This window comes from Virgibacillus senegalensis, from assembly GCF_000821245.2.
In the GTDB taxonomy this organism is placed as follows: domain Bacteria; phylum Bacillota; class Bacilli; order Bacillales; family Amphibacillaceae; genus Sediminibacillus; species Sediminibacillus senegalensis.
Genome location: NZ_LN611425.1, coordinates 357,143 through 373,484 on the forward strand (window position 1 = coordinate 357,143; position 16,342 = coordinate 373,484).

Annotated in this window: 16 protein-coding genes, 4 tRNA genes and 1 pseudogene; 18 read left to right on the top strand and 3 right to left on the bottom strand. The window is 42.3% G+C overall.

Annotation, left to right across the window (positions count from 1 at the left end; all coding sequences use genetic code 11):
- Window positions 1–65 precede the first annotated feature (65 nt).
- The 14 genes and pseudogenes from BN1067_RS12435 to phoU all read left to right on the top strand — a co-directional run bounded on the left by BN1067_RS12435 (window position 66) and on the right by phoU (window position 10,944).
- Window positions 66–141, top strand: a tRNA-His gene (locus BN1067_RS12435).
- Window positions 142–152: 11 nt separating this feature from the next.
- Window positions 153–229, top strand: a tRNA-Ile gene (locus BN1067_RS12440).
- Window positions 230–237: 8 nt separating this feature from the next.
- Window positions 238–330: transfer RNA gene (locus BN1067_RS12445), tRNA-Ser, on the top strand.
- Window positions 331–430: 100 nt separating this feature from the next.
- A tRNA-Phe gene (locus tag BN1067_RS12450) sits at window positions 431–506 on the top strand.
- A gap of 141 nt (window positions 507–647) precedes the next feature.
- Window positions 648–905, top strand: a pseudogene (locus tag BN1067_RS12455) (transposase); the annotation flags it as partial.
- A 425-nt stretch (window positions 906–1,330) separates the two neighbouring features.
- Complete coding sequence (gene sodA, locus BN1067_RS12460; protein WP_053219183.1) at window positions 1,331–1,942, top strand: superoxide dismutase SodA; 612 nt, start codon at window positions 1,331–1,333, stop codon at window positions 1,940–1,942.
- 170 nt (window positions 1,943–2,112) lie between these two features.
- Window positions 2,113–3,387 carry an MFS transporter gene (locus BN1067_RS12465; RefSeq protein WP_053219185.1) on the top strand — a complete coding sequence of 425 codons (1,275 nt, stop codon included), beginning with the start codon at window positions 2,113–2,115 and terminating at the stop codon, window positions 3,385–3,387.
- Between the two features lie 70 nt (window positions 3,388–3,457).
- Window positions 3,458–5,587 carry a peptidoglycan D,D-transpeptidase FtsI family protein gene (locus BN1067_RS12470; protein ID WP_053219186.1) on the top strand — a complete coding sequence of 710 codons (2,130 nt, stop codon included), beginning with the start codon at window positions 3,458–3,460 and terminating at the stop codon, window positions 5,585–5,587.
- A 224-nt stretch (window positions 5,588–5,811) separates the two neighbouring features.
- Window positions 5,812–6,738 carry a phosphate ABC transporter substrate-binding protein gene (locus BN1067_RS12475; protein ID WP_053219188.1) on the top strand — a complete coding sequence of 309 codons (927 nt, stop codon included), beginning with the start codon at window positions 5,812–5,814 and terminating at the stop codon, window positions 6,736–6,738.
- Window positions 6,739–6,817: 79 nt separating this feature from the next.
- Window positions 6,818–7,741: a phosphate ABC transporter permease subunit PstC gene (gene pstC, locus BN1067_RS12480; RefSeq protein WP_407701368.1), complete on the top strand. Its 924-nt coding sequence runs from the start codon at window positions 6,818–6,820 to the stop codon at window positions 7,739–7,741.
- Window positions 7,741–8,628, top strand: a complete 888-nt coding sequence (gene pstA / locus BN1067_RS12485; protein ID WP_053219189.1) for a phosphate ABC transporter permease PstA — start codon at window positions 7,741–7,743, stop codon at window positions 8,626–8,628. Before pstC ends, pstA begins: the two co-directional genes overlap by 1 nt.
- Before the next feature lie 51 nt (window positions 8,629–8,679).
- On the top strand, window positions 8,680–9,468 hold the full coding sequence (pstB, locus tag BN1067_RS12490; protein ID WP_053219230.1) for a phosphate ABC transporter ATP-binding protein PstB: 789 nt from the start codon (window positions 8,680–8,682) through the stop codon (window positions 9,466–9,468).
- 18 nt (window positions 9,469–9,486) lie between these two features.
- On the top strand, window positions 9,487–10,263 hold the full coding sequence (pstB, locus tag BN1067_RS12495) for a phosphate ABC transporter ATP-binding protein PstB (protein ID WP_053219190.1): 777 nt from the start codon (window positions 9,487–9,489) through the stop codon (window positions 10,261–10,263).
- 24 nt (window positions 10,264–10,287) lie between these two features.
- Window positions 10,288–10,944, top strand: a complete 657-nt coding sequence (gene phoU / locus BN1067_RS12500) for a phosphate signaling complex protein PhoU (protein ID WP_053219192.1) — start codon at window positions 10,288–10,290, stop codon at window positions 10,942–10,944.
- Between the two features lie 276 nt (window positions 10,945–11,220).
- On the opposite strand, the gene BN1067_RS12505 is transcribed toward phoU, so the two are convergent.
- Both BN1067_RS12505 and BN1067_RS12510 read right to left on the bottom strand, forming a co-directional pair.
- Window positions 11,221–11,676 carry an endolytic transglycosylase MltG gene (locus BN1067_RS12505; RefSeq protein WP_053219193.1) on the bottom strand — a complete coding sequence of 152 codons (456 nt, stop codon included), beginning with the start codon at window positions 11,674–11,676 and terminating at the stop codon, window positions 11,221–11,223.
- An 11-nt stretch (window positions 11,677–11,687) separates the two neighbouring features.
- Complete coding sequence (locus tag BN1067_RS12510) at window positions 11,688–12,047, bottom strand: hypothetical protein (RefSeq protein WP_053219196.1); 360 nt, start codon at window positions 12,045–12,047, stop codon at window positions 11,688–11,690.
- Window positions 12,048–12,280: 233 nt separating this feature from the next.
- Between BN1067_RS12510 and rpmG the strand changes: the two genes are divergently transcribed.
- The 4 genes from rpmG to BN1067_RS12530 all read left to right on the top strand — a co-directional run bounded on the left by rpmG (window position 12,281) and on the right by BN1067_RS12530 (window position 15,356).
- Window positions 12,281–12,430: a 50S ribosomal protein L33 gene (gene rpmG / locus BN1067_RS12515; RefSeq protein ID WP_026771167.1), complete on the top strand. Its 150-nt coding sequence runs from the start codon at window positions 12,281–12,283 to the stop codon at window positions 12,428–12,430.
- A gap of 348 nt (window positions 12,431–12,778) precedes the next feature.
- Complete coding sequence (locus BN1067_RS12520; protein ID WP_053219197.1) at window positions 12,779–13,336, top strand: 5-formyltetrahydrofolate cyclo-ligase; 558 nt, start codon at window positions 12,779–12,781, stop codon at window positions 13,334–13,336.
- Window positions 13,337–13,397: 61 nt separating this feature from the next.
- On the top strand, window positions 13,398–13,586 hold the full coding sequence (locus tag BN1067_RS12525) for a hypothetical protein (protein WP_053219198.1): 189 nt from the start codon (window positions 13,398–13,400) through the stop codon (window positions 13,584–13,586).
- A 111-nt stretch (window positions 13,587–13,697) separates the two neighbouring features.
- Window positions 13,698–15,356, top strand: coding sequence for a rhomboid family intramembrane serine protease (locus BN1067_RS12530; protein WP_053219199.1), 1,659 nt, complete (start codon window positions 13,698–13,700; stop codon window positions 15,354–15,356).
- Here BN1067_RS12530 and BN1067_RS12535 read toward each other — a convergent pair.
- Window positions 15,329–16,210 (bottom strand): hypothetical protein, encoded by an 882-nt coding sequence (locus BN1067_RS12535; protein ID WP_053219200.1) that lies wholly within the window; start codon window positions 16,208–16,210, stop codon window positions 15,329–15,331. The genes BN1067_RS12530 and BN1067_RS12535 overlap by 28 nt on opposite strands.
- Between the last annotated feature and the right edge of the window lie 132 nt (window positions 16,211–16,342).

Consider the following 16,342-nt stretch of genomic DNA (forward strand, 5'->3'; position numbering starts at 1 on the left):
GAGCGTACGGTTCATACCCGTGAGGTCGGGGGTTCGATCCCCTCCGCCGCTACCAACTTAATATGGCGGTCGTGGCGAAGTGGTTAACGCACCGGATTGTGGCTCCGGCATTCGTGGGTTCGATTCCCACCGGTCGCCCCATACTTAAACAAGGACCCTTAGCTCAGCTGGTTAGAGCTATCGGCTCATAACCGATCGGTCGCAGGTTCGAGTCCTGCAGGGTCCACCAAAACTCGAGGAGGATTACCCAAGTCTGGCTGAAGGGAGCGGTCTTGAAAACCGCCAGGGGCTTCACCGCCCGCGGGGGTTCGAATCCCTCATCCTCCTCCATTACATATTTTTATATCAGCTTCATGCAATATACGCTTGCGAAAAGTAAGGAACGAAAATTGCACCATCAAAACGGTGAGCGTGAAATAATTTACTGAATGGCTCGGTAGCTCAGTCGGTAGAGCAACGGACTGAAAATCCGTGTGTCGGCGGTTCGATTCCGTCCCGAGCCACCATTTTACTTTATGATGATAAATTGACACAGTAGGGACAAGCATTCTGCAGCTTGTCTTTTTTTGTTGCCTATTTTTCAAGGTTTTCGGGAATAACAATGCGATGAAAGTAGGCTCTATACTGAATGTGGTGGTGTCCCCTGATGTTTGAAATGGATGCGTGCTTCAAACATAGAGGCATTTCGCCGTGTAAGAAAAACGTTCATGCGTTGGAAACAGGGGATTTTACAATCCATGTATCCATTTCATAATGGGTATATCGAGGGAATAAACAATACGATAAAGGTTTTAAAACGAGATTCCTTTAGAATCAAAGACGTTGAACGATTAAAGCATAAAATTTTATGGCAGCAAGCGGTTAAAAAGGCTCTGTTGAGCGAAATAGCGCAGCAGAGGAAATAAGCGAGACTCCTGCGGAACAACGGGCGGCCGAGACCCATAGCGGGCACTGCGAGGAGGCTCGGGCGTTCGTCCGCGGAAAGCGAGTTTATTTCCTCTGCGGTCTGGGTAAAATGGCTGTTTTTAGAATGAGCCTTTCGATAAAGAGAGGGTGGAAGAAAAATCGCACCACCACATTTGACAGAGAACCATGTTTTAAAGAGGGCTCTCTCGAAAAAAAGTTATAGGGATAACTCGTAAAAAAGGAAAATTCACTTTCATTGCTCTGAGGACAAAAGCATAACTTTAACTTGGTACTTAAAAAACCGTTCCAAATATATGCATAAAAGTTGCAAGAAAAAAAACGCTTTGATAATCTTGGATTTGAAGGAAAGATAATGAATCATTGTCTTTCCCGGCTACATACTAAATAAAAGGAGGAATTTACAATGGCTAAATTTGAACTACCAGAGCTACCTTATGCATACGATGCATTAGAACCTCATATCGATAAGGAAACCATGAATATCCACCACACGAAACACCATAACACGTATGTGACGAAATTGAATGGTGCTGTGGAAGGAAACAGTGACTTGGAAAACAAATCACTAGAAGAATTACTTTCAGATATTGACAGTGTTCCTGCTGATGTTCGTACAGCTGTACGCAATAACGGCGGAGGTCATGCCAACCATTCCTTATTCTGGACAGTACTTTCTCCTAATGGTGGCGGCGAGCCATCCGGTGAGCTAGCTGACAAAATCAATGATAAGTTTGGCAGCTTCGACAAATTTAAAGAGGAATTTGGCAATGCTGCAACTGGCCGTTTCGGTTCCGGCTGGGCTTGGTTGGTTGTCAACAAAGGCGAACTGGAAATTACGAGCACGCTTAACCAGGACTCCCCAATCATGGAAGGTAAAACACCTATCCTTGGTCTGGATGTTTGGGAGCATGCATACTATCTTAAGTATCAAAACAAACGCCCAGAATATGTTTCAGCTTTCTGGAACGTCGTAAATTGGGAAGAAGTTGCTAAGCGCTACGATGCAGCTAAGTAATCAACGTGAATCAAAAAGAACTTGATGGGTTTCATCCCGTCAAGTTCTTTTTTTATTCCTAAGGATGCGTTCCTTGCCGATCAATTTCATTTCCATAAGGTTTCAGTGACTTTTGAATAACTCAGTTCCTTTAGAAAACACTAAGTTCAACAGTAAAGGAGACGGGAGTTATGAAAAAGCCATTACATTTATTAATTGGAGATATTGAAATAGACCGCGATTTAAAATTGTTGCTTACAATTGGTGGGTTATATTCATTAGGAATTTTTTTATCGAATACCTTTGTAAACATATATTTGTGGAAGCAATCAGGAGAATATATGGCGATTGCGTTATATAATTTAGCCATATACGTTTTGCAACCACTGACATTTATACTGGCTGGCCGCTGGGCAAAAAAAGTGGATCGGGTCATTGTACTGAGACTGGGAGTGTTGTTTCTCTCCCTTTTCTTTATGTCCGTACTGCTAGTCGGTGAACAGGCAGCCAAGTATAACATGTTGTTGGGCAGCTTGCTGGGAGTCGGCTACGGCTTCTATTGGTTAGCTTTTAACGTACTAACTTTTGAAGTGACCGAACCGGAAACAAGGGATTTTTTCAATGGATTTCAGGGGCTGCTTCAGTCGTTCGGTGGAATGGTTGGCCCGATTTTGGCCGGCTACATTATTTCGAGAATGGTATCCTTTAAAGGGTATACAGTCATTTTTGGAATTTCCTTCTCTTTATTCGTGCTGGCGGTTGTCTGCACATTCTTTCTCAAACGCCGTTCTGCGAAGGGGGTCTTTCGCTTTGTGCGTATCTTTAAGGAACGGAATCATAATAAAGACTGGAAAAGGGTGCTCTATGCCCATTCATTTCAAGGGTTGCGGGAAGGGATTTTTGTCTTTGTTATTTCGGTATGGGTATTTATTGCAACGAACAGTGAATTAGCATTAGGAACCTTTAATTTGATTTTTTCAGGTTTTTCTTTTGTGTTTTACTATGTAGCAACACGGCTGATTAAACCGAAGATGAGAAAAAAAGCCATCTTTGTCGGTGGATTATCGCTTTTTCTTTCTGTTTCCTTGATTCTGATTCATTTGGATTATGCCACGCTTTTGATATACGCAGGCATCATCGGCTTCTCTTACCCGGTATTATTCGTGCCATATGCTTCGATGACCTATGATGTAATCGGAAAAGCATGGAATGCAGGAGAGATGCGAATAGAATATATCGTCGTTAGAGAGCTATTTCTCAACTTCGGCAGAGTTACATCTATCCTTCTATTCCTGGCGACAGTCAGCCTGTTTAATGCAGAAAGGGCAATTCCTTATTTGTTGGTTGTAGTGGGAATAGGACCATTCCTTATTTATTTCTTTTTGAAAAATATTGATTTGAAAGTAGCAGAGCCACGGGAAAAAACAGCAATATCCCGAGAATTGGCAGAAGAAGAAAATCGTTGATAAATAATAGTCCGCTTCCCCTAAAAATGTTATACTATCCGTAATGAGAATATAAAAAAGGGGGAGCGATATGGGAAAAAAGAAGAAAAAACGCGCACAACTTCCCTTTCGTTTAAATATATTGTTTTTATTTGTATTTCTGTTGTTTTCAGGTCTGATTCTCCAGCTTGGAGTTGTTCAAATTTTGAACGGTGAAGAAGCACAGAATGAAGTAAACCGAACAGAAAACACCGTTTCAGAAATACCAGTTCCAAGAGGGAAAATGTATGACCGTTTCGGCCGATTGGTATTGGATAATGAGCCGGTGCGTTCGATTACGTATACCGCGCCAAAAAACGGGGCGAAACCAGAAGACCGATTGAAATTGGCTGAAAAACTAGCCGAATACATTGACATTGAGGATGCAGAAGACAAAGTAAGAGAACGGGATCGACGGGAATACTGGTTTCTTTTGAATGAAGATGAAGCTTTCGAGAAGCTGAGTGAGGAAGAAAAAGAAGCGATGGACAATGGTGAACAGTATAACACCATTCTTGAACGAATCACGGAAGAAGATTTGGCGGAAATTGAGTGGGACGATTCTTTACTTGAAGTAATCGCGATAAAAAAAGAATTGGACGCTGCAACGGAATTATCTCCGCATATCGTGAAGAATGAAGGGGTCACGGAGGAGGAATATGCTCGTGTTTCCGAGCATTTGAACGAACTTCAGGGTATCGACGCTACCATTGACTGGAATCGGATTTCCGCTGTCGAAGGTACTTTCTCTGATATCATCGGCAGTGTCTCAAGTACGGAGCGCGGAATTCCGAAAGAAAATGAACAATACTACTTAAGCAGAGGATATAGTCCAAATGATCGTGTAGGAATTAGCGGTTTAGAAGAACAGTACGAGGCAGAATTGAAAGGTACCAAAGAGAAAGTGGAATACATTACCAATAGTAAAGGTGAAGTGGTCAGTTCTGAAATAGTCACGGAAGGGCGACGTGGCAACGATTTGATGTTGACCATCGATATGGAGTTACAGCAGGCTGTAGACAAAATCGTCCGTGAAGAATTGCAAACGGCGATTGAAATGCATCCGGCTAAAAATAAATACATGTCCGATGCATTGGTCGTCATGATGGATCCACAGACAGGAGAAGTATTGACGATGTCTGGGCAGCATTACGATCGAGAGGAAGATGAATACCGCAATCAGTCTTACCGGACGCTTTACGATGCACACCGGCCTGGGTCTGCAGTAAAAGGTGCAACCATTCTGGCCGGGATGGACGCAGGGGTGATCAAGCCTGGAACCGTGTTTAATGATACAACGATAAAAATAGGTCAGTTGAAGAAATCCTCTTACAGGAATTTAGGCTCTGTCGATGACATAGAGGCTTTACAAAAATCGTCCAACGTGTATATGTTCCATATTGCGATGCGGATGGCTGGGGAATTTAATTACCATTATGGTATGAAATCGATGAACTTCGATCCGGCATCGTTTACGACGATGCGCAACTATTTTAAGCAATTCGGCCTCGGTGTGGAAACCGGAATCGATTATCCATATGAAGCAACAGGATATGTAGGCCCGGATCCAAGAGGTGGTAATCTCCTTGACTTTGCCATCGGCCAGTACGACACATATACAACGATGCAGCTGGCTCAATACGTTTCGACACTTGCCAATGACGGTTACCGTATACGGCCACGGCTTGTCAGCGAGATTCGATCTCCGAAGCCAGATCGCGACAAGCTCGGTCCTGTTGTTGAAAGCTTTAACACGGATGTCCTGAATAAAATGGAGATGGATGAAAAATATCTTGATCGAGTTCATGAAGGATTCCGCAGAGTCATCACGCAGGGGACTGGTGTTGGGCATGGTTGGGATAGCTTGAGCGAGTACAAAGTAGCAGCCAAAACAGGTACTGCAGAAAACGAAGTGTATGAAGATGGCAAAAAGCTGGCCGATACGGAGAACCTGAGTCTTGTCGGGTATGCCCCGTATGATGAACCAGAAGTAGCCTTTGCCATTATCGTACCGAACAACGGTACGGGAGGCAGTCAATATGATATCAACCATAAAATCGGAACCCGGATTATTAAGAAATATTTTGAACTGAAAGAAAATCGCGATAAAGACGGCGTTGAAAAAGAATTAAAGCAAAGTAAAGAAGGAAAAGAAGAAGTGGAAGAAATAGAAGAAGATTAATACCGATTGACCAGAAAGACCCTTGGCTTATCTTGTGCCGAGGGTCTTTTTTAGTAAATAAAAAGCGAATGCTCATGCCTGATTCTATTAATCAGGACTATTTATCTAGTAAATTTACATGATCTTTACATGCAGTTAACCGCTGCTTAAAACTAGCACGTTAGTATGGATTTGTAGCCGGATAGGCGACAAACACTTTAAAAGATTATAGGGGGAACAAACTTATGAAGAAAACAAGGCTATTATCCTTTGCTGCACTACTGATTTTACTGATAGGAATTTTGGCAGCTTGCGGATCCAACAATGGAGGAGATCAAGCGGACGGATCGAATAGTGGAACGGATCAAGAGTCCAGCGAAGAAAGTGCATCCGGTTCGATTACAATTTCTGGTTCAAGCGCTATGCAGCCATTAGTGGCAGCTGCTGCGGAAAACTTCATGAGTGAAAACCCTGAAGCAGATATTCAAGTAAATGCTGGCGGTTCTGGTACCGGTCTTAGTGAAGTTTCAGAAGGAACAGTAGACATTGGTAATTCAGATGTCTTTGCAGAAGAAAAAGACGGTATCCCGGCAGATGAACTGGTAGATCACAAAGTAGCGGTCGTGGGGATGACCGCGGCAGTTAATCCAGAAGTAGGGATTGACGATATTTCGAAAGAGGATCTAATCAAAGTGTTCACTGGTGAAGTCACCAACTGGTCTGAACTGGGCGGTAAGGATGTAGATGTGACCCTCGTCAACCGACCAGATTCCTCCGGCACACGCGCTACTTTCGTTAAATTTGGATTGGATGGTGAAACACCTGCAGAGGGTGTAACCGAGGATTCTTCCAATACTGTAAAGCAAATCATCAGCGAAACAGAAGGGGCAATCGGTTACCTCGCATTCTCTTACTTCACCGATGATTCCGTAACACCATTGTCCGTAGACGGGGTAGAGCCAACCGATGAAAATGTACAAAGCGGAGATTTTCCGATTTGGGCATATCAACACTCTTATACAAACGGAGAAGCCGAAGGATTGGCCAAAACGTTTCTTGATTACTTGTTGAGTGAGGAAGTCCAAACTGGACTGTTACCGGAGCAAGGATATATCCCGGCGACAAAAATGCAAGTAGAACGTGATGCAGAGGGTAACCAGACAGATATATAAGAACTAGAAAACAAATGAGTACAAAGCAGGGTGAATGCAGAAGCATTTGCCCTGTGATGACTTATCAGGGGTGTTTATATTGGAAAACAAAGCAGCTCTATCAGCGGGAGAGCGTTTAATTAAATCAAAAAGAAACAGGTCATTGGGTGATTTGAGAGGAAAAATACTTGTTACGCTTTGTGCGTTGATCATGATCATCGCGACTATATCTGTAACCGTATTTCTTACGGTTAAAGGGCTGCAATCCTTCCTCGTAAACGATGTAAGTCCGATTGAGTTTTTAACCAGCATCAATTGGAACCCTTTAGCAGACGAGCCAAGTTTCGGGGCATTTCCATTCATTTTTGGATCCTTGGCGGTCACCTTTCTTTCTGCTTTGATTGCAGCACCTTTGGGTATAGGCGGCGCTATTTTCATGACAGAAATAGCCCCTTCCTGGGGAAGAAAATTCCTGCAGCCAGTCATTGAACTGTTAGTAGGGATTCCTTCTGTTGTTTATGGTTTCATCGGGCTTACAGTATTAGTCCCATTTATAAGGGAACATGTTTCGGGGACCGGATTTAGCCTGCTTGCCGGTACCATTGTCCTGTCCGTCATGATTTTGCCTACGATCACGACAATTGCAACCGATGCTATGGGTTCGTTACCTAGCAGTTTGCGTGAAGGTTCATTGGCATTGGGAGCTACAAGATGGCAGACAATCCGGAAAGTACTTCTCCCTGCCGCGCTTCCGTCTCTTTTGACAGCAGTGGTGTTAGGAATGGCGCGAGCATTTGGAGAAGCACTGGCGGTACAAATGGTCATTGGTAACGTCCGTGGCCTTCCTTCCAGTATCCTTGATCCATCTGCAACGTTAACAACAATCATTACGTTGAATATGGGACACACCACGTATGGGAGTATTGAGAATAATACCCTATGGTCTATGGGATTGATTCTCTTAACGATATCCTTTGTATTTATATTAATTGTCCGATACTTGTCATCTAGGAGGAAAATCTAATGAACAGCAGGATAGCAGATCGAATTGCAACAGGAGTATTCGTCACCATAGCTTTGATTATTGTAGCCATTCTGGCCGCGCTGTTCTCGTTCATTCTGTTTAGAGGAGTACCACAGATTTCTTGGGAATTTTTAACGACTCCATCAAGTTCTGTACAGGCAGGTGGTGGAATTCGGGACCAATTGTTCAACTCGTTTTATATTTTGTTCATTACCATGTTGATTACTGTTCCATTGGGAGTTTGTGGAGGCATTTACATGGCGGAATACGCCAAGCCTGGTAAAGTGACCAATTTTATACGTTCTTGTATTGAAATGCTTGCTTCCTTGCCATCGATAGTAGTCGGCATGTTCGGGCTTCTAGTCTTTGTCAATACGACAGGATGGGGTTATACAATTATTGGCGGTGCTTTGGCTCTGACTATTTTTAATATTCCGGTCATGGTCCGTGTAAGTGAAGATGCCATTCGTTCAGTACCTGCAGAAATGAAAGAAGCAAGTTTAGCCTTAGGTATCAACCATTGGCATACGATTAAGACGGTGTTGATCCCGTCTGCTTTTCCGGGAATTCTTACAGGAGCGATTCTTGCTTCCGGCAGGGTATTTGGGGAGGCGGCAGCGCTGTTATTCACAGCTGGACTGTCGACACCGCGGCTCGATTACCTTAATTTCAATCCATTCTCTGAGACATCGCCGTTTAATATTTTCCGACCGGCCGAAACGCTCTCTGTCCATATTTGGGCGGTAAATACGAACGGTATTATGCCGGATATCAGAGAGATAGCCAATGGATCATCTGCAGTTTTGGTTTTGGCTGTATTGATTTTCAATCTCTTGGCAAGATGGCTGGGCAGTGCCATTCATAAGAAAGTGACTGCTAGTAAATAAACAAACAAAGGAGCATGAATCATGGCTGCTACAATTACAATAGAACCAAATATGCAAAAAAATTCACCGGCAGCAAATCAATCAAAAGAAACCATCTTGCAGGTTAGGGATTTGTGTATCTATTATGGAGACAACCAGGCAGTAAAGCATGCCGACATGAATATCGAAAAGCATGGAATCACAGCCTTGATTGGACCTTCTGGATGCGGTAAATCGACTTTTCTGCGCAGTATCAACAGGATGAATGATTTGATCCCGTCTTCGTGGAATGAAGGGCAGATCATGTATGAAGGAATCGACATATTGGCGGAGAACATCAATACCATCGCACTCCGTAAAGAAATCGGTATGGTGTTTCAAAAGCCGAATCCTTTCCCGAAGTCTGTTTACAATAACATTACCCATGCCTTGCGTTATTACGGGATCAGGAAGAAAAAACAACTGGACGAAATCGTCGAGGAAAGCCTGCGGAAAGCGGCCTTATGGGATGAAGTGAAAGACAGGCTTCACGATTCTGCTCTATCGTTGTCGGGTGGACAGCAACAGCGCCTTTGCATCGCCAGAACGCTGGCAATGGAGCCGAACGTATTGCTTCTGGATGAACCTTCTTCCGCTTTGGATCCGATTTCCAATGCAAAAATAGAAGAGTTGATCCTGCAGTTGAAAGAGGATTATTCAATTATCATCGTCACCCATAATATGCAGCAGGCTTCACGGATATCGGATAAAACAGCCTTTTTTCTGAATGGATCGGTCATTGAATATGGAGACACGAAGAAAATTTTCACCAATCCAGATAACGAAAAGACAGAAGACTATATATCCGGCAGGTTTGGATAGGGTTAGGAGGATATACACATGAACAAGACAGCAACAGCGGCGAAACCAGTTTTTCAGGTTCAGGACATGAATTTATGGTATGGGAACAACCAGGCTTTGAAGAACATCAATCTAGAAATCCCCGAAAATGAGGTGACAGCCGTAATCGGCCCTTCCGGATGTGGAAAATCAACTTTTGTAAAAACGTTAAATTTGATGATTAAACGAGTTCCCGGTGTAAAATTGTCTGGCGAGTTGTCCTTTAACGGGCAAAATATTTTAAAGGATAAAGTGGACCTGGTGAACCTTAGGAAACAAATTGGCATGATATTTCAGAAAGGGAATCCATTTCCCCAGTCGATTTATGATAATGTTGCATACGGCCCCAGAATCCACGGCATGAAAAAAAAGAAGCAGCTTGATGAAGTGGTCGAAACATCCTTAAAGCAGGTTGCCTTGTGGGACGAAGTAAAAGATCGATTAAACAGCTCAGCTCTTGGATTGTCAGGTGGACAGCAGCAGCGCCTTTGTATAGCGAGAGCGATTGCTACCAAACCGAGTGTGGTTTTGATGGATGAACCAACATCAGCTCTGGATCCAGTTTCCACTCTTCGAATAGAGCAGCTGATCAGCGAGCTTAAAGAGCAGTACACGATTGTGATTGTAACCCATAACATGCAGCAGGCAGCCAGAATTTCAGACCAGACCGCATTTTTTCTGCATGGAGAAATTATCGAAGCATCGGATACGGACAGTTTGTTTTCGGTTCCTTCGGATAGACGGACAGAAGACTATATTAGCGGAAGATTCGGTTAAATTTATAGGAAAGAGGGATGGAATATGGTTGCAAGAGAACAGTTCCAGGAAGAGTTGGCTAGATTAAGAGGAGACATCATCAGCCTGGCCCGGGATACGGAACATCTCCTGGAAAAGGCGTTGGAGGCATTATACAATCAGGATATCGATGCAGCACAGAATATCATTTTCGAAGATAAAAAACTGGATGAAAAGGAACTGAAAATCAACGAAGATGCCATTTTGCTAATCGCCCGTCAACAACCTGTAGCCACAGATTTACGGAGACTGATTATCGCATTACGAATCTCCTCTGATTTGGAAAGGATGGGCGATAATGCGAAAAACATTGCAAAGGCAGCCATCCATTTGGGAGAACACCATGGGTTGACCATCCACCCAGCACTGGATGACATGAAGCAAACTGCTTTGAAAATGCTCGACCTTTCTGTCAAAGCTTTTGAGTACGAGGATGTAACCCTGGCAAGAAAACTGGCTGAGCTGGACGATCGGGTAGATAATATGTACGGGGAAGTAGTAAGGGAAATGTTGGAAGAGACTGCCACTAATCCGCAGAAAATTCAGCACATTATGCAGATGGCTTTTAGTGCAAGGTATATTGAACGATTCGCTGATCATACGACCAATATAGGAGAAAGTATTCTTTATTTGGTTAAAGGGGAAACACTCGACCTAAATTAATTGCATCTGAAAAAAAGTGTGATTACTAAACGTAATGTATATGGTATTTTTTTTGCAGCTAAAGTAAGGAGAATCTTTAAGATACCTGTCCGTGACACACAGAAGATTGAACAACTTAATTAATCTTATACTTCGTCAAAAACGCTTGGGCTACTTTGCACCCAAGCGTTTTTGAATCGATATGTTGCTGCTTGTCCCACTTCATCTTTACAAAGATACATTGGGAATGATGGCGATGCTTCTAGTTTCTTAGTTGCTGTACGCGGTTCTTTCCAATCAACGGGTGAGGGTTTGAGCGATTTCTTCATACGTCATGTCTTCCCGGATATGGAACTCACCGGTTTGGATGGCGGTGCTATAGTCATGATCAGACAAATAGTCAGTGAAACTCTGTTTGTCTTCAATGATTCCTGCTTCATACATTCTATTGATAATCTCATCTGTATTCATTCCGGGTTCGACTCGTAAATCGATCGCGGCAGGGGAGGTTGATTCGGGCTTCTCTTGTTCTTCCTCCTCTTTTTTCTGGTTGTTGTTTTCTTCGGTCGCTTCAGCCTGTTCTTCCTCCGGGGTGTTAACGATATATCCTTCAGATTCCAGTTGAGAAATCATTGAGGAAACAGAAATATCTGCTTTTGATTTCGTTGAATTTCCTTCAATATAATAAATGGTACCAAGCACTAAGACTGCGCTCAGAAGGCCAAGGGCAAAGGCCCTAATCGGTTGCTTCATTGTGATTCTCCTTATCTCATGGAAGAAAATTGGTTAATAATCGAGTAGACATCATGTTCGCTCAAAGATGTCTCCCTGGCAATTTGTTCGACTGGTTCTCCTTGTTGATGCATATCGAGGATTTTCTGATACATCGGTGGCTTTTTATTCGGTGTACCAGGTATCGTTTCTTCGAGGAAGTCTATGTCATCAGCAAGCAGTTCTTCTTCCAGTATCTTGATTTTTTTCTTTAGTTGGTAGTACTCCTGCATGGAAGAGATCGAAAACTGCTCAAGTTGATGTTCGATGTCTTTAAAACGATCGTTCATGAAAAAGGACAGGATCAATAAAATAATTGCTACGGCCAATAAGGTGGAAAGTGCATATAGCATGGTGATTCCTCATTTCTTTTTAAAATAACTAAGGTTGATCATTTCTAATGGTAAGACTAGAAGATTCTGGTGGTTTCTTCTAACAGTTATATCACATTTTGTCGATTATTTGAATGCTTTCTGGTAAGAGGTTGAAATTACTATGCATATTTGGTAATATAATTAAGTCTGAAAAATGATATGTAAGATTGAAATGTTCATTACATTTGATGAAGGTATTGGAGGGATAAAGAATGCGTGTAAACATTACTCTTGCTTGCACCGAAACTGGTGACCGCAACTATATTACTACTAAAAATAAACGTAAGCATCCTGAACGTTTGGAGCTAAAAAAATATTCTCCACGTTTGCGTCGACACACTTTGCACCGTGAAACAAAATAACCATATAGTTTAGAAGCTGTATGTGTTATCTAACCCTCACCAACTCAGCTTGGCGGGGGTTTTTTTAGTCTATATCACAGATTTTTAAGGTAGTTCCATTTTAATAAAAGGCTGTTTTCATAGAGATGGTGGCTTTCGTGAAGGATACAAAATGTGAACTGACTAAGGATGTCTTCTTTCATCTTTGCAAAAGTGTTAGTCTATCGCTGCGGAAACACCATTTCACTTTCCATGGGCGGCTGGTAGCTCCCTCGAGCCAACGCTCTGCGGGATCTCACCGAATTTTTTCCTCTCGCTGGATTTTCGAGGAGCCTTCAGGTTAGGTATTCTACATAAGGAGGATAGCAAATGAACAAAAAGCAATGGAGAGCCTGGGCAAAGCAACTATTAACAGATTTGCCTGTTGAACGGAGAAAAACGATAGAAACCGGATTAGCAAACCATCTATTTGCTTCGGCGTATTGGAAGCAGGCAAAAACCATTGCATTAACCGTTTCGCAGCCCCATGAGTGGGATACAAGGGCAATCATTGAGCAGGCATGGAAAGAAGAGAAAAACGTGTGTGTGCCAAAATGTTATCCCAAAGTTCCGGAAATCGTTTTTTATCATTTGCAATCCTATGACCAATTAGAGTGTGTGTACATCGATTTGTTGGAACCGAACCCGGCTGTTTCCATTCCGGTTTCCAGGCAGCAAATCGACTTAATGATCGTACCGGGCTTATTATTTGATAAGAAAGGCTTCAGGGTAGGTTATGGCGGAGGGTATTACGATCGTTATTTAGCCGGTTTTTCAAAACCAACCGTCGCATTGACAAGCAACGATCAGGTGATTGATGAAGTTCCGAGGGATACTTTTGATATTGCTGTCGATCACATCGTAACGGAAACAGGTCCGCTTTTTTAATAGCATAAAGTCACTCCGGTTCGTACATGATAAGACCATCCAGTAAGAAAGGGTGGATTTAATGAGATCGTTTCTGATTGCATGCTCGATTATTATTACAGCAGGTATGATTTTTCAAAAACGTTTCAAAATACTTAACGCACTTCTTGCAGTAAATACTTTACGCAAGCTGGCGATCACCGTTTCCATGAACATACCTTATGTTCGTTCCAAAATCATGCCGAGTATATTAGGGCGTTCAGCATCTTAAGCTGAACGTCTTTTTATTTTACTTTCATCTCACCTCGCTGTTTTAAAAACATACCGATCCAATGTTTAAAATCGGGATGGGAAATACACCTGATGAAAGAACAACCATAGTATGGGGAAACTTCCAGTAAAACGTATTGGAACGTGTGAGCAGTTAAAGGAAGGCGTTGCAGGTTTGTTGTTTGTCATTCATGCAGCTATACATGATAAGATAATAGGGAGAGGGAGTGGCAGCATGTATGTACAAGATGAATACTACTTTTTGAATGTAACACTTGACTTGGTCGATACTCATGGGTTTGAAATACTACATATCGATAAAGACAGTCAGGAAATTTGGTTGGAGAAAAAAAGAAAAGGTACTTCAGATATCATCCGTCTCTATCATAAAAGTTTCGACTGGGGCAATCACTTGAAAAATGACATGGCTCAAGTCATCTATAAAGTCCAGAATCTGCGCAAACTGATTGGTGGAAAAAAAGTAATCATCCATGATGTTTATATCGCAGCACAGCCTCCGGTAGATGATTGGGAGTCTTTGAAAAAACCGATGCAGGTAAAGGATAAAAAGCCGACGGAGATGTATGTGTATTACCTGGACGAAACGGACCGTTTAAGGGAAAAACACCGGTTCTATGCCAATCTGGGAATTGATAATCGTTTACCAGAACCATTAGACGATATCGGGCTAATGGAAAAACGTTCTGCCGAAATAAAAAAACAATTACATCATTACCTGGCAGATCAGCAGAAAGCCGAACAGTCAATCTTTCAGTATGGGCGACCGTTGTTTACTTATGTCTTTCTTTCGATCAATATCTTGATGTTCTTTTTGCTTGAACAATATGGCAGCAGTTTGAATACGCAAACGTTGATTGACTTCGGAGCTAAGTTTAATCCTGCTATATTAGAAGGAGAATGGTGGCGGATTGTCACTTCCATGTTTCTCCATATCGGATTTGTCCATTTGTTTATGAATATGGTTGCTTTATATTATTTGGGAAGTGCAGTTGAAAAATTGTTTGGAACTACTCGGTTTGCAATCATTTATCTTTTAGCCGGCATATCTGGCGGGCTAGCCAGTTTTGCATTTAATACACAAGTTTCGGCAGGGGCATCTGGAGCTATTTTTGGTCTATTCGGCGCCCTTTTGTATTTCGGAGTACTTAACAAAAGGTTATTTTTCCGGACAATGGGTTGGAATCTTCTATTCATATTAGCTTTAAATATTGCGTTCGGTATCATGATGCCGCAAATTGACAATGGCGCGCATATCGGTGGATTGTTAGGTGGATTTCTCGCTTCTGCTGTTGTTTCATTACCCGGAACAAAGAAATGGCCACATCAACTGGGCGGTTTCTTGATCTATCTTTTCATGGCAATTGGATTGCTTTTTTATGCTCTGAACTATTCGTCAGCCAATCTACTCCACCTTGCACAACAGGCTTTTCAACAAGAAGCATATCAAAAGACTTTACACTATACGGAACAAGGGCTTGAACATGACGACGAATATCAGGCGGAGCTTTTATTTTATCAGTCTCTTGCTCACATAAATTTGGAAAATTCCGGGGCAGCAATTGACGCTCTAGAGAAATCTGTAGAAGTTAAACCGGATTTTGCTGAAGCGCATTATAACTTATCGCTGCTGTATGCGAGTCAGGATGAGATTGATGATGCCAAACAGCATGCAGAGAAGGCGCTCACCCTGCAGCCGGATAACCAAGATTTTGACAATTTGGTTCAACGATTGTCAGAGAATGAAGGGTAAGCTTGTAGCAATTGCTGCTTCTCTTCTTTTTCGTTTTGGTATAGTACCATTAAATGACTTCCATCATTGGCAAACAATAGGAGCGGAATGAAAGTATTGATCGGATGCTTGTTATCCTGGTTGCCTGCAATGCCAAGGATATAATTTTTATACAGGCCTTCCCAAAGCTGCCCGATAACTTGTTGCGATTGTTTTTCCGTCAAACCCGGCACCGGCTGGTCTTGAAATTTTACCAAATCGGTAAGCGGCACAATGGTGTAGTTATCGACAGGAACCCCAAAGTGATTAATCAGCTGATTCCAATGAAAGCTTAGCTGCTGGTTCGTCGCTGTATCAAGGGTCTGTTTCCATTCTTCCTGCTCCTTGTTTAATGGCTGATCAAATGACTCCAATGCAGTATGCGGGGAATCAATGACATACAATTCGTCGGCGGACATCGCTTGTATGCTTTTAATCTTGTCATCAGGATAATGCAATTCTCCATGGTGAAAAGTGATGGCTTGGAAGTGACTGCTGTCTTCCCCATGGATGGAAGATTTTTGTTCGATGGTTTGTCCGTTTTCTTTCCACTTGCTAAGGATACCCTTTAACCTTCCGTCTACATATAATAAGGAAACGTCTTGCCGCAGGTAAATCGGACTTTCCAATTCAGAGTGTTCTTCCCAGCGTATGTCGTATTCATCGGTATCCGTTTCTGATAATATTTTCAGTTCCGTATTATAAGAAGAAAAGGACACCTTTTCATCCAGTGGAAAGTATTTGATTACCGTTTTTTCCTTGTCCTGAAGAAAAAATAAACAGGCGGCAAAGATAGCGGCGATTAAAATCAATGGGATGAGCAAGGTTTTTTTCATACAATTACCCCTTTGAAAGCTTGTCATTCGTTCCTTTTAAAAAATATATGAGCGGTATATAAAATATATGAAGGAAGAGGAATGTTTTGATTTCTGGAAAAACGGAAAGGATCGGTTGCATGCATCATTTTC

Coding starts and splice junctions, on each gene's coding strand:
- sodA (WP_053219183.1), top strand. CDS start 1,331: ATGGCTAAATTTGAACTACCAGAGCTACCTTATGCATACGATGCATTA.
- BN1067_RS12465 (WP_053219185.1), top strand. CDS start 2,113: ATGAAAAAGCCATTACATTTATTAATTGGAGATATTGAAATAGACCGC.
- BN1067_RS12470 (WP_053219186.1), top strand. CDS start 3,458: ATGGGAAAAAAGAAGAAAAAACGCGCACAACTTCCCTTTCGTTTAAAT.
- BN1067_RS12475 (WP_053219188.1), top strand. CDS start 5,812: ATGAAGAAAACAAGGCTATTATCCTTTGCTGCACTACTGATTTTACTG.
- pstA (WP_053219189.1), top strand. CDS start 7,741: ATGAACAGCAGGATAGCAGATCGAATTGCAACAGGAGTATTCGTCACC.
- pstB (WP_053219230.1), top strand. CDS start 8,680: ATGCAAAAAAATTCACCGGCAGCAAATCAATCAAAAGAAACCATCTTG.
- pstB (WP_053219190.1), top strand. CDS start 9,487: ATGAACAAGACAGCAACAGCGGCGAAACCAGTTTTTCAGGTTCAGGAC.
- phoU (WP_053219192.1), top strand. CDS start 10,288: ATGGTTGCAAGAGAACAGTTCCAGGAAGAGTTGGCTAGATTAAGAGGA.
- BN1067_RS12505 (WP_053219193.1), bottom strand. CDS start 11,676: ATGAAGCAACCGATTAGGGCCTTTGCCCTTGGCCTTCTGAGCGCAGTC.
- BN1067_RS12510 (WP_053219196.1), bottom strand. CDS start 12,047: ATGCTATATGCACTTTCCACCTTATTGGCCGTAGCAATTATTTTATTG.
- rpmG (WP_026771167.1), top strand. CDS start 12,281: ATGCGTGTAAACATTACTCTTGCTTGCACCGAAACTGGTGACCGCAAC.
- BN1067_RS12520 (WP_053219197.1), top strand. CDS start 12,779: ATGAACAAAAAGCAATGGAGAGCCTGGGCAAAGCAACTATTAACAGAT.
- BN1067_RS12525 (WP_053219198.1), top strand. CDS start 13,398: ATGAGATCGTTTCTGATTGCATGCTCGATTATTATTACAGCAGGTATG.
- BN1067_RS12530 (WP_053219199.1), top strand. CDS start 13,698: ATGGGGAAACTTCCAGTAAAACGTATTGGAACGTGTGAGCAGTTAAAG.
- BN1067_RS12535 (WP_053219200.1), bottom strand. CDS start 16,210: ATGAAAAAAACCTTGCTCATCCCATTGATTTTAATCGCCGCTATCTTT.